Origin of the sequence: Pseudomonas reinekei (assembly GCF_001945365.1) — a bacterium.
GTDB lineage: Bacteria > Pseudomonadota > Gammaproteobacteria > Pseudomonadales > Pseudomonadaceae > Aquipseudomonas > Aquipseudomonas reinekei.
In genome coordinates this window covers 83,080-101,403 of record NZ_MSTQ01000010.1, presented here as the reverse complement: position 1 = coordinate 101,403, position 18,324 = coordinate 83,080, and the positions used below count along the sequence as shown (strand labels likewise).

13 protein-coding genes are annotated in these 18,324 nt (G+C 59.1%); 9 read left to right on the top strand and 4 right to left on the bottom strand.

All coding sequences use genetic code 11. The annotated features are described in order from the left end of the window. Window positions 1-51: 51 nt before the first annotated feature. From BVK86_RS17730 to BVK86_RS17715, 4 genes are all read right to left on the bottom strand, one after another. Window positions 52-1,485 (bottom strand): OprD family porin, encoded by a 1,434-nt coding sequence (locus BVK86_RS17730; protein WP_075947648.1) that lies wholly within the window; start codon window positions 1,483-1,485, stop codon window positions 52-54. A 171-nt stretch (window positions 1,486-1,656) separates the two neighbouring features. Then, entirely contained in the window at window positions 1,657-3,258 is a 1,602-nt protein-coding gene (locus BVK86_RS17725) for an ABC transporter substrate-binding protein (protein WP_075947647.1), read from the bottom strand. A 304-nt stretch (window positions 3,259-3,562) separates the two neighbouring features. Continuing rightward, entirely contained in the window at window positions 3,563-5,188 is a 1,626-nt protein-coding gene (locus BVK86_RS17720) for an ABC transporter substrate-binding protein (RefSeq protein WP_075947646.1), read from the bottom strand. A gap of 536 nt (window positions 5,189-5,724) precedes the next feature. Further along, complete coding sequence (locus tag BVK86_RS17715; protein ID WP_075947645.1) at window positions 5,725-6,444, bottom strand: SIMPL domain-containing protein; 720 nt, start codon at window positions 6,442-6,444, stop codon at window positions 5,725-5,727. A 359-nt stretch (window positions 6,445-6,803) separates the two neighbouring features. Between BVK86_RS17715 and BVK86_RS17710 the strand changes: the two genes are divergently transcribed. From BVK86_RS17710 to BVK86_RS17670, 9 genes are all read left to right on the top strand, one after another. After that, on the top strand, window positions 6,804-8,066 hold the full coding sequence (locus BVK86_RS17710; protein ID WP_075947644.1) for an ATP-binding protein: 1,263 nt from the start codon (window positions 6,804-6,806) through the stop codon (window positions 8,064-8,066). Then, a complete protein-coding gene (locus tag BVK86_RS17705; RefSeq protein WP_075947643.1) occupies window positions 8,059-8,619 on the top strand; it encodes a response regulator transcription factor in 561 nt (186 codons plus the stop codon). Before BVK86_RS17710 ends, BVK86_RS17705 begins: the two co-directional genes overlap by 8 nt. 97 nt (window positions 8,620-8,716) lie before the next feature. After that, a complete protein-coding gene (locus tag BVK86_RS17700; protein WP_075947642.1) occupies window positions 8,717-10,444 on the top strand; it encodes an ABC transporter ATP-binding protein/permease in 1,728 nt (575 codons plus the stop codon). An 87-nt stretch (window positions 10,445-10,531) separates the two neighbouring features. Next, window positions 10,532-11,281, top strand: a complete 750-nt coding sequence (locus tag BVK86_RS17695; RefSeq protein ID WP_175581354.1) for a FadR/GntR family transcriptional regulator — start codon at window positions 10,532-10,534, stop codon at window positions 11,279-11,281. Between the two features lie 415 nt (window positions 11,282-11,696). After that, complete coding sequence (kdgD, locus tag BVK86_RS17690) at window positions 11,697-12,608, top strand: 5-dehydro-4-deoxyglucarate dehydratase (RefSeq protein ID WP_020796617.1); 912 nt, start codon at window positions 11,697-11,699, stop codon at window positions 12,606-12,608. A 61-nt stretch (window positions 12,609-12,669) separates the two neighbouring features. Then, window positions 12,670-14,115: an aldehyde dehydrogenase family protein gene (locus tag BVK86_RS17685; protein ID WP_075947640.1), complete on the top strand. Its 1,446-nt coding sequence runs from the start codon at window positions 12,670-12,672 to the stop codon at window positions 14,113-14,115. Between the two features lie 160 nt (window positions 14,116-14,275). Continuing rightward, the gene (locus BVK86_RS17680; RefSeq protein WP_075947639.1) at window positions 14,276-15,637 is read left to right on the top strand and encodes an MFS transporter; all 1,362 of its coding nucleotides are present in this window, start codon (window positions 14,276-14,278) and stop codon (window positions 15,635-15,637) included. A gap of 11 nt (window positions 15,638-15,648) precedes the next feature. Next, on the top strand, window positions 15,649-17,202 hold the full coding sequence (garD, locus tag BVK86_RS17675; protein ID WP_075947638.1) for a galactarate dehydratase: 1,554 nt from the start codon (window positions 15,649-15,651) through the stop codon (window positions 17,200-17,202). Window positions 17,203-17,360: 158 nt separating this feature from the next. Next, window positions 17,361-18,302: an AEC family transporter gene (locus tag BVK86_RS17670; RefSeq protein ID WP_075947637.1), complete on the top strand. Its 942-nt coding sequence runs from the start codon at window positions 17,361-17,363 to the stop codon at window positions 18,300-18,302. Window positions 18,303-18,324: the final 22 nt, after the last annotated feature.

The following is an 18,324-nucleotide window of genomic DNA, read 5'->3' as shown; positions in this document are numbered from 1 at the left end:
CAAAAGCCCGACGGCCGACTCGACAAACGAATCGGCCGTCGGGCAGGTGCATTACAGAATGTTGAACGGGATGGTCGTCACGAGACGGAACTCGTTGAGGCTGCCATCGGCCTGGTTTTCGCTGGCGCGGTGAGCGGTGTAGGTCGCACGCAGAGTAGTGGCCTTGAGCGGGCCGCTTTGTACGGCGTAGGTCGCACCGATGCCGTATTCGTAATGATGTTCACCGTCTTGCGCCTGGATACCGTCGTAGCCCTTGTCGATCACACCTTTGTTGCCGGTGTAGTGGGTACCGTCGATACCCCAGCCGCGAGCCTGGTAGATGTTGAACTTCAGGCCGGGTACGCCGTACTCAGCCATGTTGAGGCCGTAGGCCACCTGGAAGGATTTCTCGTTCGGGCCGTTGAAGTCCGACAGCAGGGAGTTGGCCAGGTAGATACCGTTGGTTTCGTGCAGGTAGTCGAAGTACTCGTTACCGTTCACTTCCTGGTAGGAGAAGGTCAGGCTGTGAGCCTGGTGAGTCAGGCCGAACGACAGGGAGTAAGTGTCGTTGTCGATATCGCCGATCAGCGCCTTACCTTCTTCCTGGGTTTTGTAGTAGTTCAGGCCGGTGGTCAGGCTCAGGACCTGGCTGTCGCCCAGTACGTGGGTGGCGCCGAAGTAGTACTGGTTCCAGATATCTTCAGCCTGGGTGGCCCAGAGGCTGGTGGTCAGGCTGGCGAACGGGGTGTAGGTGATACCGCCGGTGTAGACGTGATCGGTTTCAACGATGCCGTTGGCGTATTCGGTGCGGAATTTACGCTGGCTTTGTTCGGTACGCGGAGAGTTGCGGTCGAAGGTGGCCAGGTCGAATTGCAGGTTGTTCAGCTCTTCGCTGTGGATTGCCACACCCTGGAAGCTCGAAGGCAGTGCACGGTTGCCGATGACGTCGACCATCGGGCTGCTGAAGTTCTGACGACCGGCGGTCAGGGTGGTGTTGGAAACACGAGCCTTGACGTTGGCTAGACCCAGTTTGCTCCACTGACCAACCGCGTCGCCACCTTCTTCGGTCAGGGTCCGGTTGTTGCCAGCCCTTTCGCGATCGCCAGGTGCGCCGCCAAAGCCGGATGCCAGATCTTTACGGTCCCGGTCCAGTGCGATGGCGTTGTAAGCTGCCACTTCAGTGCTGACACCGACAGTGCCCTCGGTGAAGCCCGAGTTGTACTTGATAATGGTGCCTTGAACCCAGTTGATACGACGATCAGTTGTCTGCAATGCGTCGTTTTTGTTGTAACGCACTACGCCGCCACGCTTGAAATACTCGTTGGCGTACCAGTTGCGAGTGGTGCCGGTGATCGACTGGCCTTCGAGGAAACCGGTGGCTTCAGCCTGGGCGCTTTTTTCGTTAACGGTAACCGGGGTGAACGCCTGGCTCTGGGTTTCAGCGTAAGCCGTGGCGGTTACGCTGCTGATGGCCAAGGCCAATATTGCGGTGCTGCTCAGTTTCATGGGTGAAGCTCCTTACTTTCTTTTTTTATGCCGGTCTTTTTTGGGTGATCCGGCTATTGGTTTGGAACTCAATCACGCATCGCAAACGTTTGCTGCAGGCCCTGTGGGCGAATTACGGCAATACGCTTGCGTGAGGGCGCAATGCGCCCCCAGCGTTCTAGCTACACGGTTTTATTTTTCGATGCTGACACCCGAGAACACGTTACGACCGAAGGGGCTGACCTTGAACCCTTCGATTTTGGCGCTCAACGGCTGGTTGACCGTCGAGTGGGCGACTGGCGTGATCGGTACCTGCTGCTTGAGGTACTGCTGCGCCTGTTTGTAGAGCACGGTGCGCTGGTCGCGGTCGGTTACGACTTTGGCCTGCTTGATCAGCTTGTCGTAAGCCGGATCACACCACATGGAATAGTTGTTTCCGCCGATGGCGTCGCAGCTGTACAGCGTGCCGAGCCAGTTGTCCGGGTCACCATTGTCACCGGTCCAGCCGATCAGGCTGACGTCGTGCTCGCCATTTTTGGTGCGCTTGATGTACTCGCCCCATTCATAGCTGACGATCTTGACCTTGAGACCGATTTTCGCCCAGTCAGCCTGGAGCATTTCAGCCATCAACTTGGCGTTGGGGTTGTACGGACGCTGGACAGGCATGGCCCACAGGGTGATCTCGGTGCCTTCCTTGACGCCGGCAGCCTTGAGCAATTCCTTGGCTTTTTCCGGGTTGTAGGCGGCGTCCTTGATGGTGTCGTCGTAGGACCACTGAGTCGGTGGCATGGCATTGACCGCCAGTTGACCCGCGCCCTGATATACAGCGTTGAGAATGCCTTGCTTGTTCACCGCCATGTCCAGCGCCTGCCGCACTTCGAGCTGGTCGAACGGCTTGTGGCGCACGTTGTAGGCGATGTAGCCGAGGTTGAATCCGGGCTTCTCGATCAGTTGCAGTTTCGGGTCGTTCTTCAGCGCGGTGACATCGGCAGGGCGCGGATGCAGGGTGATCTGACACTCGTCGGCCTTGAGTTTCTGCACCCGCACCGAAGCGTCGGTGTTGATGGCGAAAATCAGATTGTCGAGTTTGACCCGCTCAGGCGCCCAGTACTGCTTGTTGCCGGTGTAACGGATGTTCGAGTCTTTCTGGTAGCTCTTGAACACGAACGGCCCGGTGCCGATCGGCTTCTGGTTGATGTCGCTCGGCTTGCCCTCGGCCAACAACTGGTCGGCGTACTCGGCGGAGAGGATGGCGGCGAAGCTCATGGCGATGTTCTGGATGAACGCGGCGTCGACGCTGTTGAGCGTCATGACCACGGTCAGGGGCCCGGTCTTTTCGACCTTGGCAATGTTCTTGTTCAGGCTCATCCCGTTGAAGTACGGAAACTCTGTCGGGTAAGCCTTACGGAATGGCTGTTGCGGGTCGAGCATGCGATTGAACGTGAACAGCACGTCGTCGGCATTGAAATCACGGGTTGGGGTGAAGTATTTGGTCGTGTGAAATTTCACCCCGGGGCGCAGGTGAAAAGTGTACTTGAGGCCGTCCTCGGAAATATCCCAGCTCGTGGCCAGACCCGGTACGACATTGGTCGAGCCTTTTTCAAACTCTGCCAGTCGATTGTACAGCGGCTCGGCGGCGTCGTTGTCAGTCGCAGTCGTGTACTGCGCCGTATCGAAGCCGGCGGGGCTGCCTTCGGAGCAGAACACCAGGCTGTTGTTGGCAGCGTGGCTCATGGACGTGGCGGCCAACAGGCCGGTGCCCAGCAATGCAGATAAAACCAAGGTATGGCGCATGGCGCTCCCTCTTGTTCAGTGTTGTGGCAATGAGCCTGCGTCCGTGCGTAGACGTGAAGGCTCCACTGTTTTCAAACCATGACGTGCGGCAAACAAACCGATGGCCCACGCGTGAGCTGGTCGAATCCCGACGGTAGGGTCCGTGGGTTCGGCAGTAAACGCGTAAATCCTGAAAGACTGGTAGGAAAAGTCGACGCATCCTGGCGCTAGGCTGTAGTCAGCTGGCGAATTGGGTGTAGGCGAATTCCTGCATTCTCGGTCGATAAAGTAACGGCGACGTCAGAAACGTCGCCGTTACCCGATCTTATTTGCTGACGCTGACGCCGTAGAAGGAGTTCAAGCCAAACGGGCTGATCTTGAAGTCCTGCACATTGGCGCGCATGGGTTGGAACACCGTCGAGTGAGCGATAGGTGTCATTGGCACCGCGTCTTTGAGGACGTGTTGCGCCTGTTTGTACAGCTCGGTGCGCTTGCCTTGGTCCGAAGTACGCTTGGCTTGTTTGACGATGTCGTCAAACTTCTTGTCGCACCACTTGGAGAAGTTGTTGCCTTCCAGCGAGTCGCAGCCGAACAGCACATTCAGCCAGTTGTCCGGATCACCATTGTCACCGCTCCAGCCAATCAGCATGGCCTGGTTCTCGCCACCTTTGGAGCGCTTGATGTACTCGCCCCACTCGTAGCTCTGGATCTTGACCTTGAGGCCGACCTTCGCCCAGTCGGACTGCAGCATTTCTGCCATCAGCTTGGCGTTCGGGTTGTAGGGACGCTGTACCGGCATCGCCCACAGAACGATCTCGGTGCCTTCTTTGACGCCCGCTTCCTTGAGCAGCTCTTTGGCTTTCTCAGGGTTGTACGGGGCATCTTTGATGGTGGTGTCGTAGGACCATTGGGTAGGTGGCATGGCATTGACGGCCAGCTGGCCAGCGCCCTGGTACACCGAGTCGATGATCTGTTGCTTGTTGACCGCCATGTCCAGTGCCTGACGCACTTTCAGTTGGGCCAACGGGTTTGGCTCGTTGCTGCCCTTGACCTTGTCCATCACGTTGTAGGCGATGTAACCCAGGTTGAAACCAGCCTGGTCAGGCAGCTTGAGGGATTTGTCTTCACGCAGCGCTTTCAGGTCGGCCGGACGAGGGAACAGGGTCACCTGGCACTCGTTCTTCTTCAGCTTCTGGATACGAACCGACGGGTCTGTGGTGATGGCGAAGATCAGGTTGTCGATCTTCACGTCATCCGGCTTCCAGTAGTCCTTGTTGCCGGTGTAACGGATGTTGGAGTCTTTCTGGTAGCTCTTGAATACGAACGGACCCGTGCCGACCGGCTTCTGGTTGATGTCGGCGGCCTTGCCTTCCTTGAGCAGCTGGGCAGCGTACTCGGCGGACTGGATCGAGGCGAAGCTCATGGCCATGTTCTGGATGAACGCGGCGTCTACATCTTTGAGGGTGAACTTGACGGTCTTGTCGTCGACTTTATCGATCTTGGTGATGTTGGTGTCCATCCCCATGTCGGTGAAGTACGGGAATTCGGTCGGGTACGCTTTGCGGAACGGGTCATCCTTGTTAATCATGCGATTAAAGGTGAACAGCACGTCGTCGGCGTTGAACTCACGGGTCGGCTTGAAGTAAGGCGTGGTGTGGAACTTGACGCCTTCGCGCAGGTGGAAGGTGTACGTCAGGCCGTCATCGGAGACGTCCCAGCTGGTTGCCAGACCAGGAATGACAGCGGTGCCGCCACGCTCGAACTGAGTCAGACGGTTGAACATGGTTTCGGCTGAGGCGTCGAAGTCGGTTCCGGTGGTGTATTGACCTGGATCGAAACCGGCCGGGCTCCCTTCGGAGCAGAACACCAGATTGGTCGCAGCTTGGGCGAACGGTGCGCTAGCTAGCAAGCTGGCACCTAATAAAAACGGAATGACCGCTTGTTTAAGCATGGTGGCCTCATGATTTGTTGTCATTTTTTAATTTTGAGGACGACCTCGTGAGTCGTGCCTGCGGATACTTATGCAGGGGGCATACCCAATGCAAGATCTTGAGCGGCTACAGGTCTTAAACAGTGGCACGGACGTACCTTAATGTCGCATATGTATAAAAGTTGACGCATTTGACCGTTTGCGCGGCATTTTTGCGGTGCAATTTGTGCGCTTTTTTGGTGCGTGAAAAGTGAGGGGCGCTCGTGGGTGGGGCGAGGTGTTACCTATTCATACCCCGTCTTCAAGGGGTGTGCAGGGGTAAATGGGAGTGGTTATCGTTGCTCTGGTGTGGGTCAAGTTGTACCAAGTGCAACTTTCATTTCAGGAGCCACCGGGGGCCTGCGATTTTTTTGCCGGGCACTGAAGGGTATTGAGAGCATGGATCAACACCACAAGATCATCCGAACGCCGCCTGCGCCTTCGGCTGCTCCTGCAAGGAGATAAAAAAACGGCGATCATTTTGGTGATCGCCGTTTTTTGGTTCAGAGGTTATCGATTCAAGGCATCAGCACTTCAATCGAACCGTCGGCCGTCATGCTGACCTGGCTGGTACCGGCCTCGACTTCAGGCGTCACCGGAGCCGCGCCGTCCATGCTGGCGGCTTTCATCATCATCGGCCCGCGCATGTACGGTTGCGGGTAGCCGTTGCTGTTGAGGTTCAGGTTGACGATTTTGTAGCCCTTGCCACCCAGCGCATCGGTCGCCAATTGCGCTCGCGCCTTGAAGGCGGTGACTGCTTCCTTGAGCAGGGTGTCTTCACTGGCCTTGCGCGTTGGTGTGGCGATGGCGAAGTCCATGCCGCCCATCTTCAGGTCGGTGAGCAGTTCGCCGGTCAGCGTCGACAGCGCGGCGAAATCGGTGCTTTCCAGGCGCAGCTCGGCGCGTTCACGCCAGCCGGTGATCTTCTGGCCTTTGGTGTCGTAGATCGGGTAGCTGTTGCGGCTGCCCTGGCGCAGGGTGATGTCCTTGACCTGCTTGGCCTGGGCCAGCGCCTTGTTCATGGTGGTGCTGACGTCGGCGGCGAGCTTGGCCGGGTCGGTGTTTTGTTCTTCGGTGTAGAGGGTCACGATCATCAGGTCGCGAGCCACTTCCTGGCTGACTTCGGCGCGCAGGGAAATCTGATTGTAATGAAGCTCGTCGGCCGCCAGGGTCGGGAGGCTGGCGAGGGTGCCAACGCTCAGGGCAAGGAGGGCGGCGCTGCGGCGGAATGTGTGCATGAAAGCTCCTAAGGTGGGACGCAGGCGGGTGTTCCGGACCTGCATGAAATCCATCAGACTCTAACGCCTAGGGTCCGGTTCGCACAGTTACAACTTCTATACAGATCCATGAGAAACCTGTGGCGAGGGGAGCTTGCTCCTGTTCGGCGGCGAAGCAGTCGCAAAATCGGATGGCAGGCTCTCCCTGTTTTACACGGTGCGATGGAGCGCGTCTGCTACGCAGTCCAGCGGGAGCAAGCTCACTCGCCACAACAGCGTTATCAGATTCGGCATGTGGTCGTTTGCCGCACTTTCGCCCCTGAAGGCGTGGCTTGGTTATACTCCCAGCGATCCGCCTGGAGCGCTCATCAGGAGAGCTCATGCTCGCCCCCGTTCAAATCACTTCCGCCACTCGCCAGAATCTCTGGCGGCTGACGTTCATCCGGACTTTGGTGCTGGCCGCCCAGGCCGGTTCCGTGGGCCTGGCCTACTGGTTCGAATTGCTGCCGCTGCCCTGGTTTCAACTGGCCGCGACCCTCGTTTGCTCGATGCTGCTGTGTGCGTTTACGGCTATTCGCCTGCGCACTTCGTGGCCCGTCACCGAGCTTGAGTACGCTGTACAACTGGCCTGCGACCTGTTTATCCACAGCGCCTTGCTGTATTTCTCCGGCGGCTCGACCAACCCCTTTGTTTCTTATTACCTGGTGCCCTTGACCATCGCCGCGGTGACGTTGCCGTGGCGCTATTCGGTGATCCTGTCGGGCATCGCGCTGACGATGTACACCTTGCTGCTGGCACGTTTCTATCCGCTGCAAACATTCCCCATCGCCCGGGAGAACCTGCAGGTCTACGGAATGTGGCTGAGTTTCGCCCTGGCGGCGGCAGTGATCACCTTCTTCGCCGCACGCATGGCCGAAGAGTTGCGCCGGCAGGAAGAATTGCGCGCCATCCGTCGTGAAGAAGGTCTGCGCGACCAGCAGTTGTTGGCCGTCGCCACCCAGGCTGCGGGCGCCGCCCATGAGCTGGGTACGCCGTTGGCGACCATGAGCGTGCTGCTCAAGGAAATGCGCCAGGACCATCACGATCCGATGTTGCAAGACGACCTGAGCGTGCTGCAGGATCAGGTCAAGCTGTGCAAAGAAACCCTGCAGCAACTGGTGCGCGCCGCCGAGGCCAATCGGCGCTTGGCCGTGGAGATGCAGGACGTCACCGATTGGCTCGATGAAGCGCTCAATCGCTGGCACCTGATGCGCCCGGAAGCCAGTTACCGCTTCCAGCGCCTCGGTCAGGGCACGGTGCCGCGCATGGCGCCGCCGCCGGACCTGACCCAGGCGCTGCTGAATTTGCTGAACAACGCCGCCGATGCCTGCCCCGAGGGCTTGCAGGTGACGCTCGACTGGGACACCGAAAACCTGACCATCAGCATCCGCGATCACGGCGCAGGCGTACCATTGGCTATCGCCGAACAGATCGGTAAACCATTTTTTACCACCAAGGGCAAAGGCTTCGGCCTGGGCCTGTTTTTGAGCAAGGCCAGCGTGACACGCGCGGGCGGCTCAGTGAAACTCTACAGTCATGAGGAAGGTGGCACGCTGACCGAGCTGCGCCTGCCCCGTGTCGCCCGAGGAGACGAACATGAGTGACGAACCCCAAGTCGAAGGCGAAGAACTGCCGCATTTGCTGCTGGTCGATGACGACGCTACCTTCACCCGCGTCATGGCTCGCGCCATGGCTCGCCGTGGTTTTCGCGTCAGCACGGCAGGTTCGGCCGAGGAAGGCCTGGAGCTGGCCAAGGCTGACCTGCCGGATTACGCCGCACTGGACTTGAAAATGGACGGCGATTCGGGCCTGGTGTTACTGCCCAAGTTGCTGGAGATGGACCCGGAAATGCGCGTGGTGATCCTCACCGGTTATTCGAGCATTGCCACCGCTGTCGAAGCGATCAAGCGCGGCGCCTGCAACTACCTGTGCAAACCGGCCGATGCCGATGACGTGCTGGCCGCGCTGCTGTCCGAACACGCCGACCTCGACAGCCTGGTGCCGGAAAACCCGATGTCCGTGGACCGCTTGCAGTGGGAACACATTCAGCGCGTGTTGACCGAGCACGAAGGCAACATCTCCGCCACGGCCCGTGCCCTGGGCATGCACCGCCGCACGCTGCAGCGCAAACTGCAGAAGCGTCCCGTTCGCCGCTGAACCTGCGCTGAACGAATGCCGGCCGCGCCTCGCGACAAACCGAACCGATCATCTATGATCGGTTCGTGCGTGTACTTTTCTTTATTGAGCCTTATCCATGAATCAGAACGCTGAGTACTCCGCGGTCAACGATGCTGTGCGCGGACAGTTTTTTCGCAAAGTGTGGGCGATGATCACGCCTTACTGGCAGAGTGAAGAGAAGGGCAAGGCCTGGACGCTGTTGATCGCGGTGATTGCGCTGTCGCTGATCAGCGTGGGCATCTCGGTGTGGTTCAACACTTGGTACAAGGATTTCTACAACGCGCTGCAACAGAAAGACGAAGCCGCCTTCTGGCGCTTGATTCTGTACTTCTGCGCAATTGCGGCGGTGGCGATTATCGGCGCCGTGTACCGCCTCTACCTGACCCAGATGTTGACGATTCGCTGGCGGGCCTGGCTCACCGAAAAGCATTTCGCGCGTTGGCTCAACGACAAGAATTACTACAAGCTGGAGCAGGGCGGTTACACCGATAACCCGGACCAGCGGATTTCCGAAGACCTCAACAACTTCACCTCCAACACCCTTGAACTGGGTATCGGGCTGCTGCGCAATATCGTCAGCCTGGTGTCGTTTTCGATCATTCTGTGGGGCGTCTCGGGCAGTATCGAAGTGTTCGGTATTACCATTCCCGGCTACATGTTCTGGTGTGTGTTGGTTTACGCGGTGGTCGGCAGCTGGTTGACGCATTTGATTGGTCGTCGATTGATCGGTCTGAACAACCAGCAACAACGTTTTGAAGCCGACCTGCGTTTCTCCATGGTGCGGATTCGCGAGAATGCCGAAAGTATTGCGTTGTACAACGGCGAGCCGAACGAAAATCGTCGCTTGAGCAGCCGCTTCGGGATGGTCTGGCATAATTTCTGGGACATCATGAAGGTGTCCAAGCGCCTGACTTTTTTTACGGCCGGTTACAGCCAGGCTGCCATTATTTTCCCGTTCATCGTTGCTTCGCCGCGTTACCTCTCGGGCAAGATCGAGCTCGGCGAACTGATGCAAATCAGTTCGGCGTTCGGCAACGTGCAGGAAAGTTTCAGCTGGTTTATCAGCGCCTACCAGAGCCTCGCGTCATGGCGCGCCACGTGCGATCGTCTGCTCAGCTTCCGCCAGGCCATGACGGACAATGAGGGACGCGCACCAGCCATTGACGTGCAGAACACGGGCTCAGCCTTGAAGATGCACAACCTGGGCCTGGATCTCGCCGACGGTCGACACTTGCTGGCGAACGCCGACATGACCGTGGAACAGGGCGAGCGCGTGATGCTCAGCGGCCGTTCCGGCAGCGGCAAGTCGACCTTGCTGCGGGCGATGGGGCACCTGTGGCCGGCGGGTCACGGCAGCATTCGACTGCCGGCTGCGCGGTACCTGTTCCTGCCGCAAAAACCGTACCTGCCAATCGGCACGCTGCGTGAGGCGTTGAGTTATCCACAGGCTGGCGAAACCTATCAGAACGAGCGCTACGCGCACGTTCTGGAAACCTGCCGTTTGCCGCACCTGGTGGCACGCCTCGACGAGGCCAATCACTGGCAGCGCATGCTGTCGCCGGGTGAGCAGCAACGCCTGGCCTTTGCCCGCGCGCTGCTGTATGCACCGCAATGGCTGTATATGGATGAAGCGACTTCGGCGATGGATGAAGAGGATGAGGCGTCGCTGTATCAGGCGCTGATCGATGAGTTGCCGGGGCTGAGCATTGTCAGCGTCGGCCATCGCAGCAGTCTCAAACGCTTCCATCCTCGGCATGTGCGGATCGAGAACGGCCATTTGGTGGACCAGGGCGTGACTGCATAAATGCTCAGGTAGGGGGTGGTGATCGTACAACCGCGTTGCGCTATGATGCGGTTTCAGCAGCCGAATTTTTCGAGACAAATGTCGACCATGGAAAACCCGAACGACGCACCACGCCTACCTCGCAAGCGCCGCAGCCTCGCTCAGGAACTGGTGACGGTGCTGTCCGAGCAGATCCGCGACGGCCACCTCAAGCGTGGCGACAAGTTGCCCACCGAGTCGGCGATCATGGATGCCCATGGCGTCAGCCGCACGGTGGTGCGCGAAGCGATCTCCCGTTTGCAGGCGGCGGGGCAGGTGGAAACCCGTCACGGCATCGGCACCTTCGTGCTCGACACCCCGAGCCCCAGCGGTTTCCGCATCGATCCGGCAACCGTGGTCACCTTGCGTGACGTGCTGGCCATTCTGGAACTGCGTATCAGCCTCGAAGTGGAGTCCGCCGGGCTCGCGGCGCAGCGTCGCAGCCCCGAGCAGTTGGCGTTGATGCGTGCGGCGCTGGATGCGCTGAACGAAAGCGTTTCCCATGCCAGTGATGCCGTGGCTTCCGACTTTCAGTTCCACTTGCAGATTGCACTGTCGACCGGCAACCGCTACTTCACCGACATCATGACCCACCTGGGCACCAGCATCATTCCGCGCACCCGCCTCAATTCTGCGCGGCTGGCCCATGACGATCAGCAGCACTACATGAATCGCCTGAGCCGCGAGCACGAAGAAATCTACGACGCCATCGCTCGTCAGGATTCCGATGCAGCCCGCGCAGCCATGCGCCTGCACCTGACCAACAGCCGCGAGCGGTTGCGCCATGCCCATGAAGAGGCTGAGGCGCAGCGCGGATAATTTTTGTCTTCGAGCGATTTTTTCTGATGGACCGCTATCGCGAGCAGGCTCGCTCCCCCATTTGAATTCGGCTGTTCATGAGATTTGTCTCCACAGCCGAACCAATGTGGGAGCGAGCCTGCTCGCAAAAGGGCCAGTAGGCATTTCACAGACCTTCCAGCCCGCCTCTTCGTCGCTCACTCCTCCGACAACGTAACGCTGGCAATTACCTTGCAGCCACACGTCCGCCTCATTTTTCGTTCGTAATCAGCCCCCTGAAACCTGAGCTGACGCACCATCCTGTCGAACAATTTTCACCCCCAGCGATGAAATGCAGTTGACGGTTATTTTTTAAGTTGTACGATGACCTACAACTTCGGCGAAGGCTGAACGGTTTTCTCATCACACAAACGTCGCAACCCAGGGTGTTCGAATAATGAATCCACAAGAACTGAAGTCCATCCTCTCTTCCGGTCTGCTGTCTTTCCCGGTTACCGATTTCAATGCACAGGGCGACTTCAATCGCGCTGGCTACATCAAACGTCTGGAATGGCTGGCCCCATACGGCGCCTCGGCATTGTTTGCCGCGGGCGGCACCGGTGAGTTTTTCTCTCTGGCGGCCAGTGAATATTCGGAAATCATCAAGACTGCCGTCGACACTTGCGCCACCAGTGTGCCAATCCTGGCCGGCGTGGGCGGTTCGACCCGTCAAGCCATCGAGTACGCACAGGAAGCCGAGCGTCTGGGCGCCAAAGGCCTGTTGCTGCTGCCGCACTACCTGACCGAAGCCAGCCAGGACGGCGTTGCCGCCCACGTTGAAGCTGTGTGCAAATCGGTCAACATCGGCGTTGTGGTCTACAACCGTAACGTCTGCCGCCTGAACGCGCCGCTGCTGGAACGTCTGGCCGAGCGCTGCCCGAACCTCATCGGCTACAAGGATGGCCTGGGCGATATCGAGTTGATGGTGTCGATCCGTCGCCGCCTCGGTGATCGTTTCAGCTACCTGGGTGGTCTGCCGACCGCTGAAGTCTACGCCGCTGCCTACAAGGCGCTGGGCGTGCCGGTCTACTCCTCGGCGGTGTTCAACTTCATCCCGAAAACCGCGATGGACTTCTACCACGCGATCGCCCGTGAAGATCACGCCACCGTTGGCAAGATCATCGACGACTTCTTCCTGCCGTACCTGGATATCCGTAACCGCAAAGCCGGTTACGCCGTGAGCATCGTCAAGGCCGGGGCAAAAATTGCCGGCTATGACGCCGGTCCCGTGCGTGCACCACTGACCGACCTGACCGGTGAAGAGTACGAAATGCTTGCCGCGCTGATCGACAAGCAGGGTGCGCAGTAATACATCCGATTTAGTAAGGCCGCTGAGCGATCAGCGGCCTTTTGCGTGAGGAGATATCAAAGTGGCAGATGCAAAGCGTTTCGATAACTACATCAATGGCGAATGGGTTGCCGGCGGCGATTACTCGGCCAACATCAACCCTTCCGAACTGACCGATAACATCGGCGACTATGCCAAGGCCGATCTGGCTCAGGTCAACGCCGCCATCGATGCTGCCCGTGCCGCATTCCCGGCCTGGTCCACTTCCGGCATTCAGGCGCGTCACGATTCCCTGGATAAAGTCGGCACCGAAATCCTCGCCCGTCGCGAAGAACTCGGTACCCTGCTGGCCCGGGAGGAGGGCAAGACCCTGCCCGAAGCCATTGGCGAAGTGACCCGCGCCGGCAATATCTTCAAGTTTTTCGCCGGTGAATGCCTGCGCCTGTCCGGCGACTACCTGCCGTCGGTGCGTCCGGGTGTCAACGTTGAAGTCACCCGCGAAGCACTGGGCGTGGTCGGTCTGATCACGCCGTGGAACTTCCCGATTGCCATCCCGTCGTGGAAAATCGCCCCGGCCCTGGCCTACGGCAACTGCGTCGTGCTCAAACCGGCTGACCTGGTACCGGGTTGCGCCTGGGCCCTGGCCGAGATCATCTCCCGCGCGGGCTTCCCGGCCGGTGTGTTCAACCTGGTGATGGGCAGCGGTCGTGTGGTTGGCGATGCGCTGGTTCATAGCCCGAAAGTCGACGGCATCAGCTTCACCGGTTCCGTCGGTGTTGGTCGCCAGATCGCCGTCAGTTGCGTGTCGCGTCAGGCCAAGGTCCAGCTGGAAATGGGCGGCAAGAACCCGCAGATCATTCTTGATGACGCCGACCTCAAGCAAGCGGTCGAGCTGTCGGTACAGAGCGCGTTCTACTCCACCGGCCAGCGCTGCACCGCATCGAGCCGCTTCATCGTCACCGCCGGCATCCACGACAAGTTCGTTGAAGCCATGGCCGAGCGCATGAAGTCGATCAAGGTCGGCCACGCGTTGAAATCCGGTACTGACATTGGTCCTGTGGTTTCCCAGGCTCAACTTGAACAGGACATGAAGTACATCGACATCGGCCAGTCCGAAGGTGCGCGCCTGGTCAGCGGCGGTGGTCTGGTGACCTGCGACACCGAGGGCTACTTCCTCGCGCCAACGCTGTTTGCCGACAGCGAAGCGTCGATGCGCATCAGCCGCGAAGAAATCTTCGGTCCGGTGGCCAACATCGTGCGGGTTGCCGATTACGACGCTGCGCTGGCCATGGCTAACGACACCGAATTCGGTTTGTCGGCGGGCATCGCCACCACATCCCTGAAGTACGCCAACCACTTCAAGCGCCACTCCCAGGCCGGAATGGTGATGGTCAACCTGCCGACCGCCGGCGTCGATTACCACGTTCCGTTCGGTGGCCGTAAAGGTTCATCCTATGGCTCACGTGAGCAAGGCCGCTATGCGCAAGAGTTCTACACGGTCGTGAAGACCAGCTACATCGGTTCCTGATCCACGCAATACCTTGTAGGAGCCGGCTTGCTGGCGATGCAACCACCGCGGTTTTTCAGTTACACCGCAGTGATGCCATCACTGGCAAGCCCGCTCCCACAAAAGGCAGACCAAAGAAGATTCACCCGCGCATAAAAATAATTTGTGGGAGTACATCTACATGCAATCGACCCAAAAGCCGACTCACGTCCGCTATTTGATCCTGCTCATGCTTTTCCTGGTGACCACGATCAACTACGCCGACCGGGCTACCATCGCTATTGCGGGCTCCAGCCTGCAAAAAGACCTCGGCATCGACGCCATTACCCTCGGCTATATCTTCTCCGCATTCGGTTGGGCCTACGTGGCCGGGCAAATTCCCGGTGGCTGGTTGCTGGACCGTTTCGGCTCGAAAAAAATCTACGCACTGAGCATCTTCACCTGGTCGCTGTTCACCGTGCTGCAAGGCTTCGTCGGTGAGTTCGGCATGTCCACGGCGGTGGTTGCGCTGTTCATGCTGCGCTTCCTGGTGGGCCTGGCCGAAGCGCCATCCTTCCCTGGCAACGCACGCATTGTTGCGGCGTGGTTCCCGACGGCTGAACGCGGTACCGCTTCGGCGATCTTCAACTCGGCGCAATACTTCGCCACTGTGCTGTTCGCTCCGCTGATGGGCTGGATCGTCTACTCCTTCGGCTGGGAACACGTGTTCATTGTCATGGGTATCCTGGGCATCATCTTCTCGCTGGTCTGGCTGAAAGTGATCTACAGCCCGCGTGAACACCCTCGGATCAACGATGCCGAGTTCAAACATATCGCTGAGAACGGCGGCATGGTCGACATGGACCAGAAGGGCAAGAAGGCCGACGGTCCGAAGTGGGACTACATCCGCCAACTGCTGACCAATCGCATGATGCTCGGCGTGTATCTGGGCCAATACTGCATCAACGGCATCACCTACTTCTTCCTGACCTGGTTCCCGGTGTACCTGGTTCAAGAGCGCGGCATGACCATCCTCAAGGCGGGTTTCATCGCCTCGTTGCCAGCGATCTGCGGTTTTATCGGCGGCGTCCTCGGCGGGGTGATTTCCGATTACCTGCTGCGCAAAGGCCATTCCCTGACCTTCGCCCGCAAGGCGCCGATCATTGCCGGCCTGCTGGTTTCCAGCAGCATCGTGGCCTGCAACTATGTCGATGTTGAGTGGATGGTCGTCGGCTTCATGGCGTTGGCGTTCTTCGGCAAAGGAGTGGGCGCACTGGGTTGGGCCGTGGTATCCGATACCTCGCCAAAACAGATTGCCGGTTTGAGTGGTGGCCTGTTCAACACCTTCGGTAACCTGGCGTCGATCACCACCCCGATCGTGATCGGCTACATCATCAGCTCCACCGGTTCGTTCAAATGGGCGTTGGTATTCGTCGGTTGCAACGCACTGGTCGCGGTATTCAGCTACCTGGTCATCGTCGGTCCGATCAAGCGTGTGGTGCTCAAAGAGCCACCGGTCAGCGGTCCTGAAACCAACAACACATTGTCTCAAGCGCATTCCTGAGGAGCGGCGTCATGCAGTTGATTGAACATTCCGACTCGCCGCGCTACATCCGCCTGCACGAGCGGGACAACGTGGTGATCGTGGTCAATGATCAGGGCGTACCGGCCGGTACCGAGTTTGCGGACGGCCTGGTCACCGTGGACTTCGTGCCACAGAGCCACAAGGTCACCCTGGAAGACATTCCCGAGGGTGGCCAGGTGATTCGTTATGGCCAGACCATTGGTTACGCCTTGCAGCCGATTCCACGCGGCAGTTGGGTCAAGGAAGATCAACTGCGCATGCCGACCGCGCCGCCGCTGGACAGCCTGCCGCTGTCCACCGAAGTGCCGGCCGCGCCAGCAGCGCTGGAAGGTTTTACCTTCGAGGGTTATCGCAACGCCGACGGCACCGTCGGCACACGCAACATCCTTGGCATCACCACCACTGTGCAATGCGTGACCGGCGTGCTGGATCACGCGGTCAAGCGCATCAAGGACGAGTTGCTGCCCAAGTACCCGCACGTTGATGATGTGGTGGCGCTGACCCACAGCTACGGCTGTGGCGTGGCGATTACGGCCACCGACGCCTACATCCCGATTCGTACCGTGCGCAATCTGGCGCGCAACCCGAACCTGGGCGGCGAAGCCTTGGTGATCAGCCTGGGCTGCGAGAAATTGCAGGCCGGGCAGGTGATGCACGAGAACGACAGCTCGGTGGACTTGAGCGAGCCGTGGCTTTATCGCTTGCAGGACTCCAGTCACGGTTTTACCGAGATGATCGAACAGATCATGGAGCTGGCGGAAATCCGTCTGAAGAAGCTTGATCAACGCCGTCGGGAAACCGTGCCGGCGTCCGAGCTGATCCTCGGTATGCAGTGCGGTGGCAGTGATGCGTTTTCCGGCATCACCGCCAATCCGGCCTTGGGCTATGCCTCGGACCTGTTGCTGCGTGCCGGTGCGACGGTGATGTTTTCCGAAGTGACCGAAGTGCGCGACGCGATCTATTTGCTGACTTCCCGGGCGCAGACCAGGGAAGTTGCCCAGGAACTGGTTCGGGAAATGGACTGGTACGACCGTTACCTGGCCAAGGGGGAAGCGGATCGCAGTGCCAACACCACGCCGGGTAACAAAAAGGGCGGGTTGTCGAACATTGTCGAGAAGTCCCTGGGCTCGATCGTCAAGTCAGGCAGCAGCGCCATCACCGGCGTGCTCGGCCCTGGTGAGCGGTTCAAGGACAAAGGCCTGATTTTCTGTGCAACCCCGGCCAGTGATTTTGTCTGTGGGACGTTGCAACTGGCGGCGGGGATGAACCTGCATGTGTTCACCACCGGGCGTGGCACGCCTTACGGTTTGGCCATGGCGCCCGTGGTGAAGGTGTCGACCCGGACCGAACTGGCGCAACGCTGGCCGGACCTGATCGACATCGACGCCGGGCGTATCGCCACCGGGCGCGCTTCGATCGAGGAGCTGGGCTGGGAGTTGTTCCACTACTATCTGGATGTGGCCAGCGGCAAGCAACAGACATGGGCTGAAAAGCACAAGCTGCACAACGACATCACCTTGTTCAATCCGGCGCCGATTACTTAAGACCGCGTTATCGTTCATCGCTGGCAAGCCAGCTCCCACAGGGATTGCGCTGAACCTGTAGGCGCTGGATTGCCAGCGATAGCAATCCAGCAGGCGCCGACGTGTTCAGTGGCTTATCATTAGCCCCCTAACGACGCCCACCCCAAGGTCTTCCCGGCATGCTGGCAATTTTCCTCGAAACCCTGAACATCACGGCTCCGGTGTTCGCCATGCTGTTTCTTGGGGTGCTGCTCAAGCGGATCGACTGGATCAACGACAACTTCATTCACACCGCGTCGTCCCTGGTGTTCAACGTCACCATGCCGGCGCTGCTGTTTCTGGGCATCCTGCATGCCGACCTGCACGCCGCATTGCAACCGGCGCTGCTGATCTACTTCTGCCTCGCGACCCTGGTGTGTTTTGCCATCGCCTGGGGCTGGGCGATTTTCAAGTGTCCGCGTGAAGACCGCGGGATCTACACCCAGGGCGCCTTTCGCGGCAACAACGGCGTGATTGGCCTGGCATTGGCCGCGAGCATGTACGGCGACTACGGGATTTCCCTCGGGGCGATTCTCGCGGCGCTGGTGATCCTGTTTTACAACACGCTGTCGACCATCGTGCTGGCGGTCTACAGCCCGGTGATCAAATCCGACCCGTGGAGCATCTGCAAGAGCGTCATGGTCAATCCGTTGATCATCAGCGTGATTGCAGCGGCCCCCTTTGCCTACTTCAACATCAGCCTGCCGGGATGGCTGGAAACGTCCGGTCAGTATCTGGCGCAAACCACCTTGCCCTTGGCGCTGATTTGCATTGGCGGCACGCTGTCGCTGGCGGCGATGCGCAAAAGTGGCTCGATGGCACTCAGTTCAAGCCTGGTGAAAATGCTCGGCCTGCCGATTCTGGCGACACTCGGTGCATGGCTCTGGGGCTTTCGTGGGGCGGAACTGGGGATTCTGTTTTTGTACTTCGGCAGCCCGACGGCGGCGGCCAGTTTTGTCATGGCCCGGGCGGCGGAAGGTAATCACGAGTTGGCGGCGGCGATCATCGTGATCACCACGTTGATGGCGGCGGTGACCACCAACGTCGGGATCTTTTTGTTGCAGTGGGGTGGGTGGATCTAGCGGCCTCATGCGGTGATCATCA

Coding starts and splice junctions, on each gene's coding strand:
- BVK86_RS17715 (WP_075947645.1), bottom strand. CDS start 6,444: ATGCACACATTCCGCCGCAGCGCCGCCCTCCTTGCCCTGAGCGTTGGC.
- BVK86_RS17695 (WP_175581354.1), top strand. CDS start 10,532: ATGGAAAACCCGAACGACGCACCACGCCTACCTCGCAAGCGCCGCAGC.
- BVK86_RS17710 (WP_075947644.1), top strand. CDS start 6,804: ATGCTCGCCCCCGTTCAAATCACTTCCGCCACTCGCCAGAATCTCTGG.
- garD (WP_075947638.1), top strand. CDS start 15,649: ATGCAGTTGATTGAACATTCCGACTCGCCGCGCTACATCCGCCTGCAC.
- kdgD (WP_020796617.1), top strand. CDS start 11,697: ATGAATCCACAAGAACTGAAGTCCATCCTCTCTTCCGGTCTGCTGTCT.
- BVK86_RS17730 (WP_075947648.1), bottom strand. CDS start 1,485: ATGAAACTGAGCAGCACCGCAATATTGGCCTTGGCCATCAGCAGCGTA.
- BVK86_RS17725 (WP_075947647.1), bottom strand. CDS start 3,258: ATGCGCCATACCTTGGTTTTATCTGCATTGCTGGGCACCGGCCTGTTG.
- BVK86_RS17720 (WP_075947646.1), bottom strand. CDS start 5,188: ATGCTTAAACAAGCGGTCATTCCGTTTTTATTAGGTGCCAGCTTGCTA.
- BVK86_RS17670 (WP_075947637.1), top strand. CDS start 17,361: ATGCTGGCAATTTTCCTCGAAACCCTGAACATCACGGCTCCGGTGTTC.
- BVK86_RS17680 (WP_075947639.1), top strand. CDS start 14,276: ATGCAATCGACCCAAAAGCCGACTCACGTCCGCTATTTGATCCTGCTC.
- BVK86_RS17700 (WP_075947642.1), top strand. CDS start 8,717: ATGAATCAGAACGCTGAGTACTCCGCGGTCAACGATGCTGTGCGCGGA.
- BVK86_RS17705 (WP_075947643.1), top strand. CDS start 8,059: ATGAGTGACGAACCCCAAGTCGAAGGCGAAGAACTGCCGCATTTGCTG.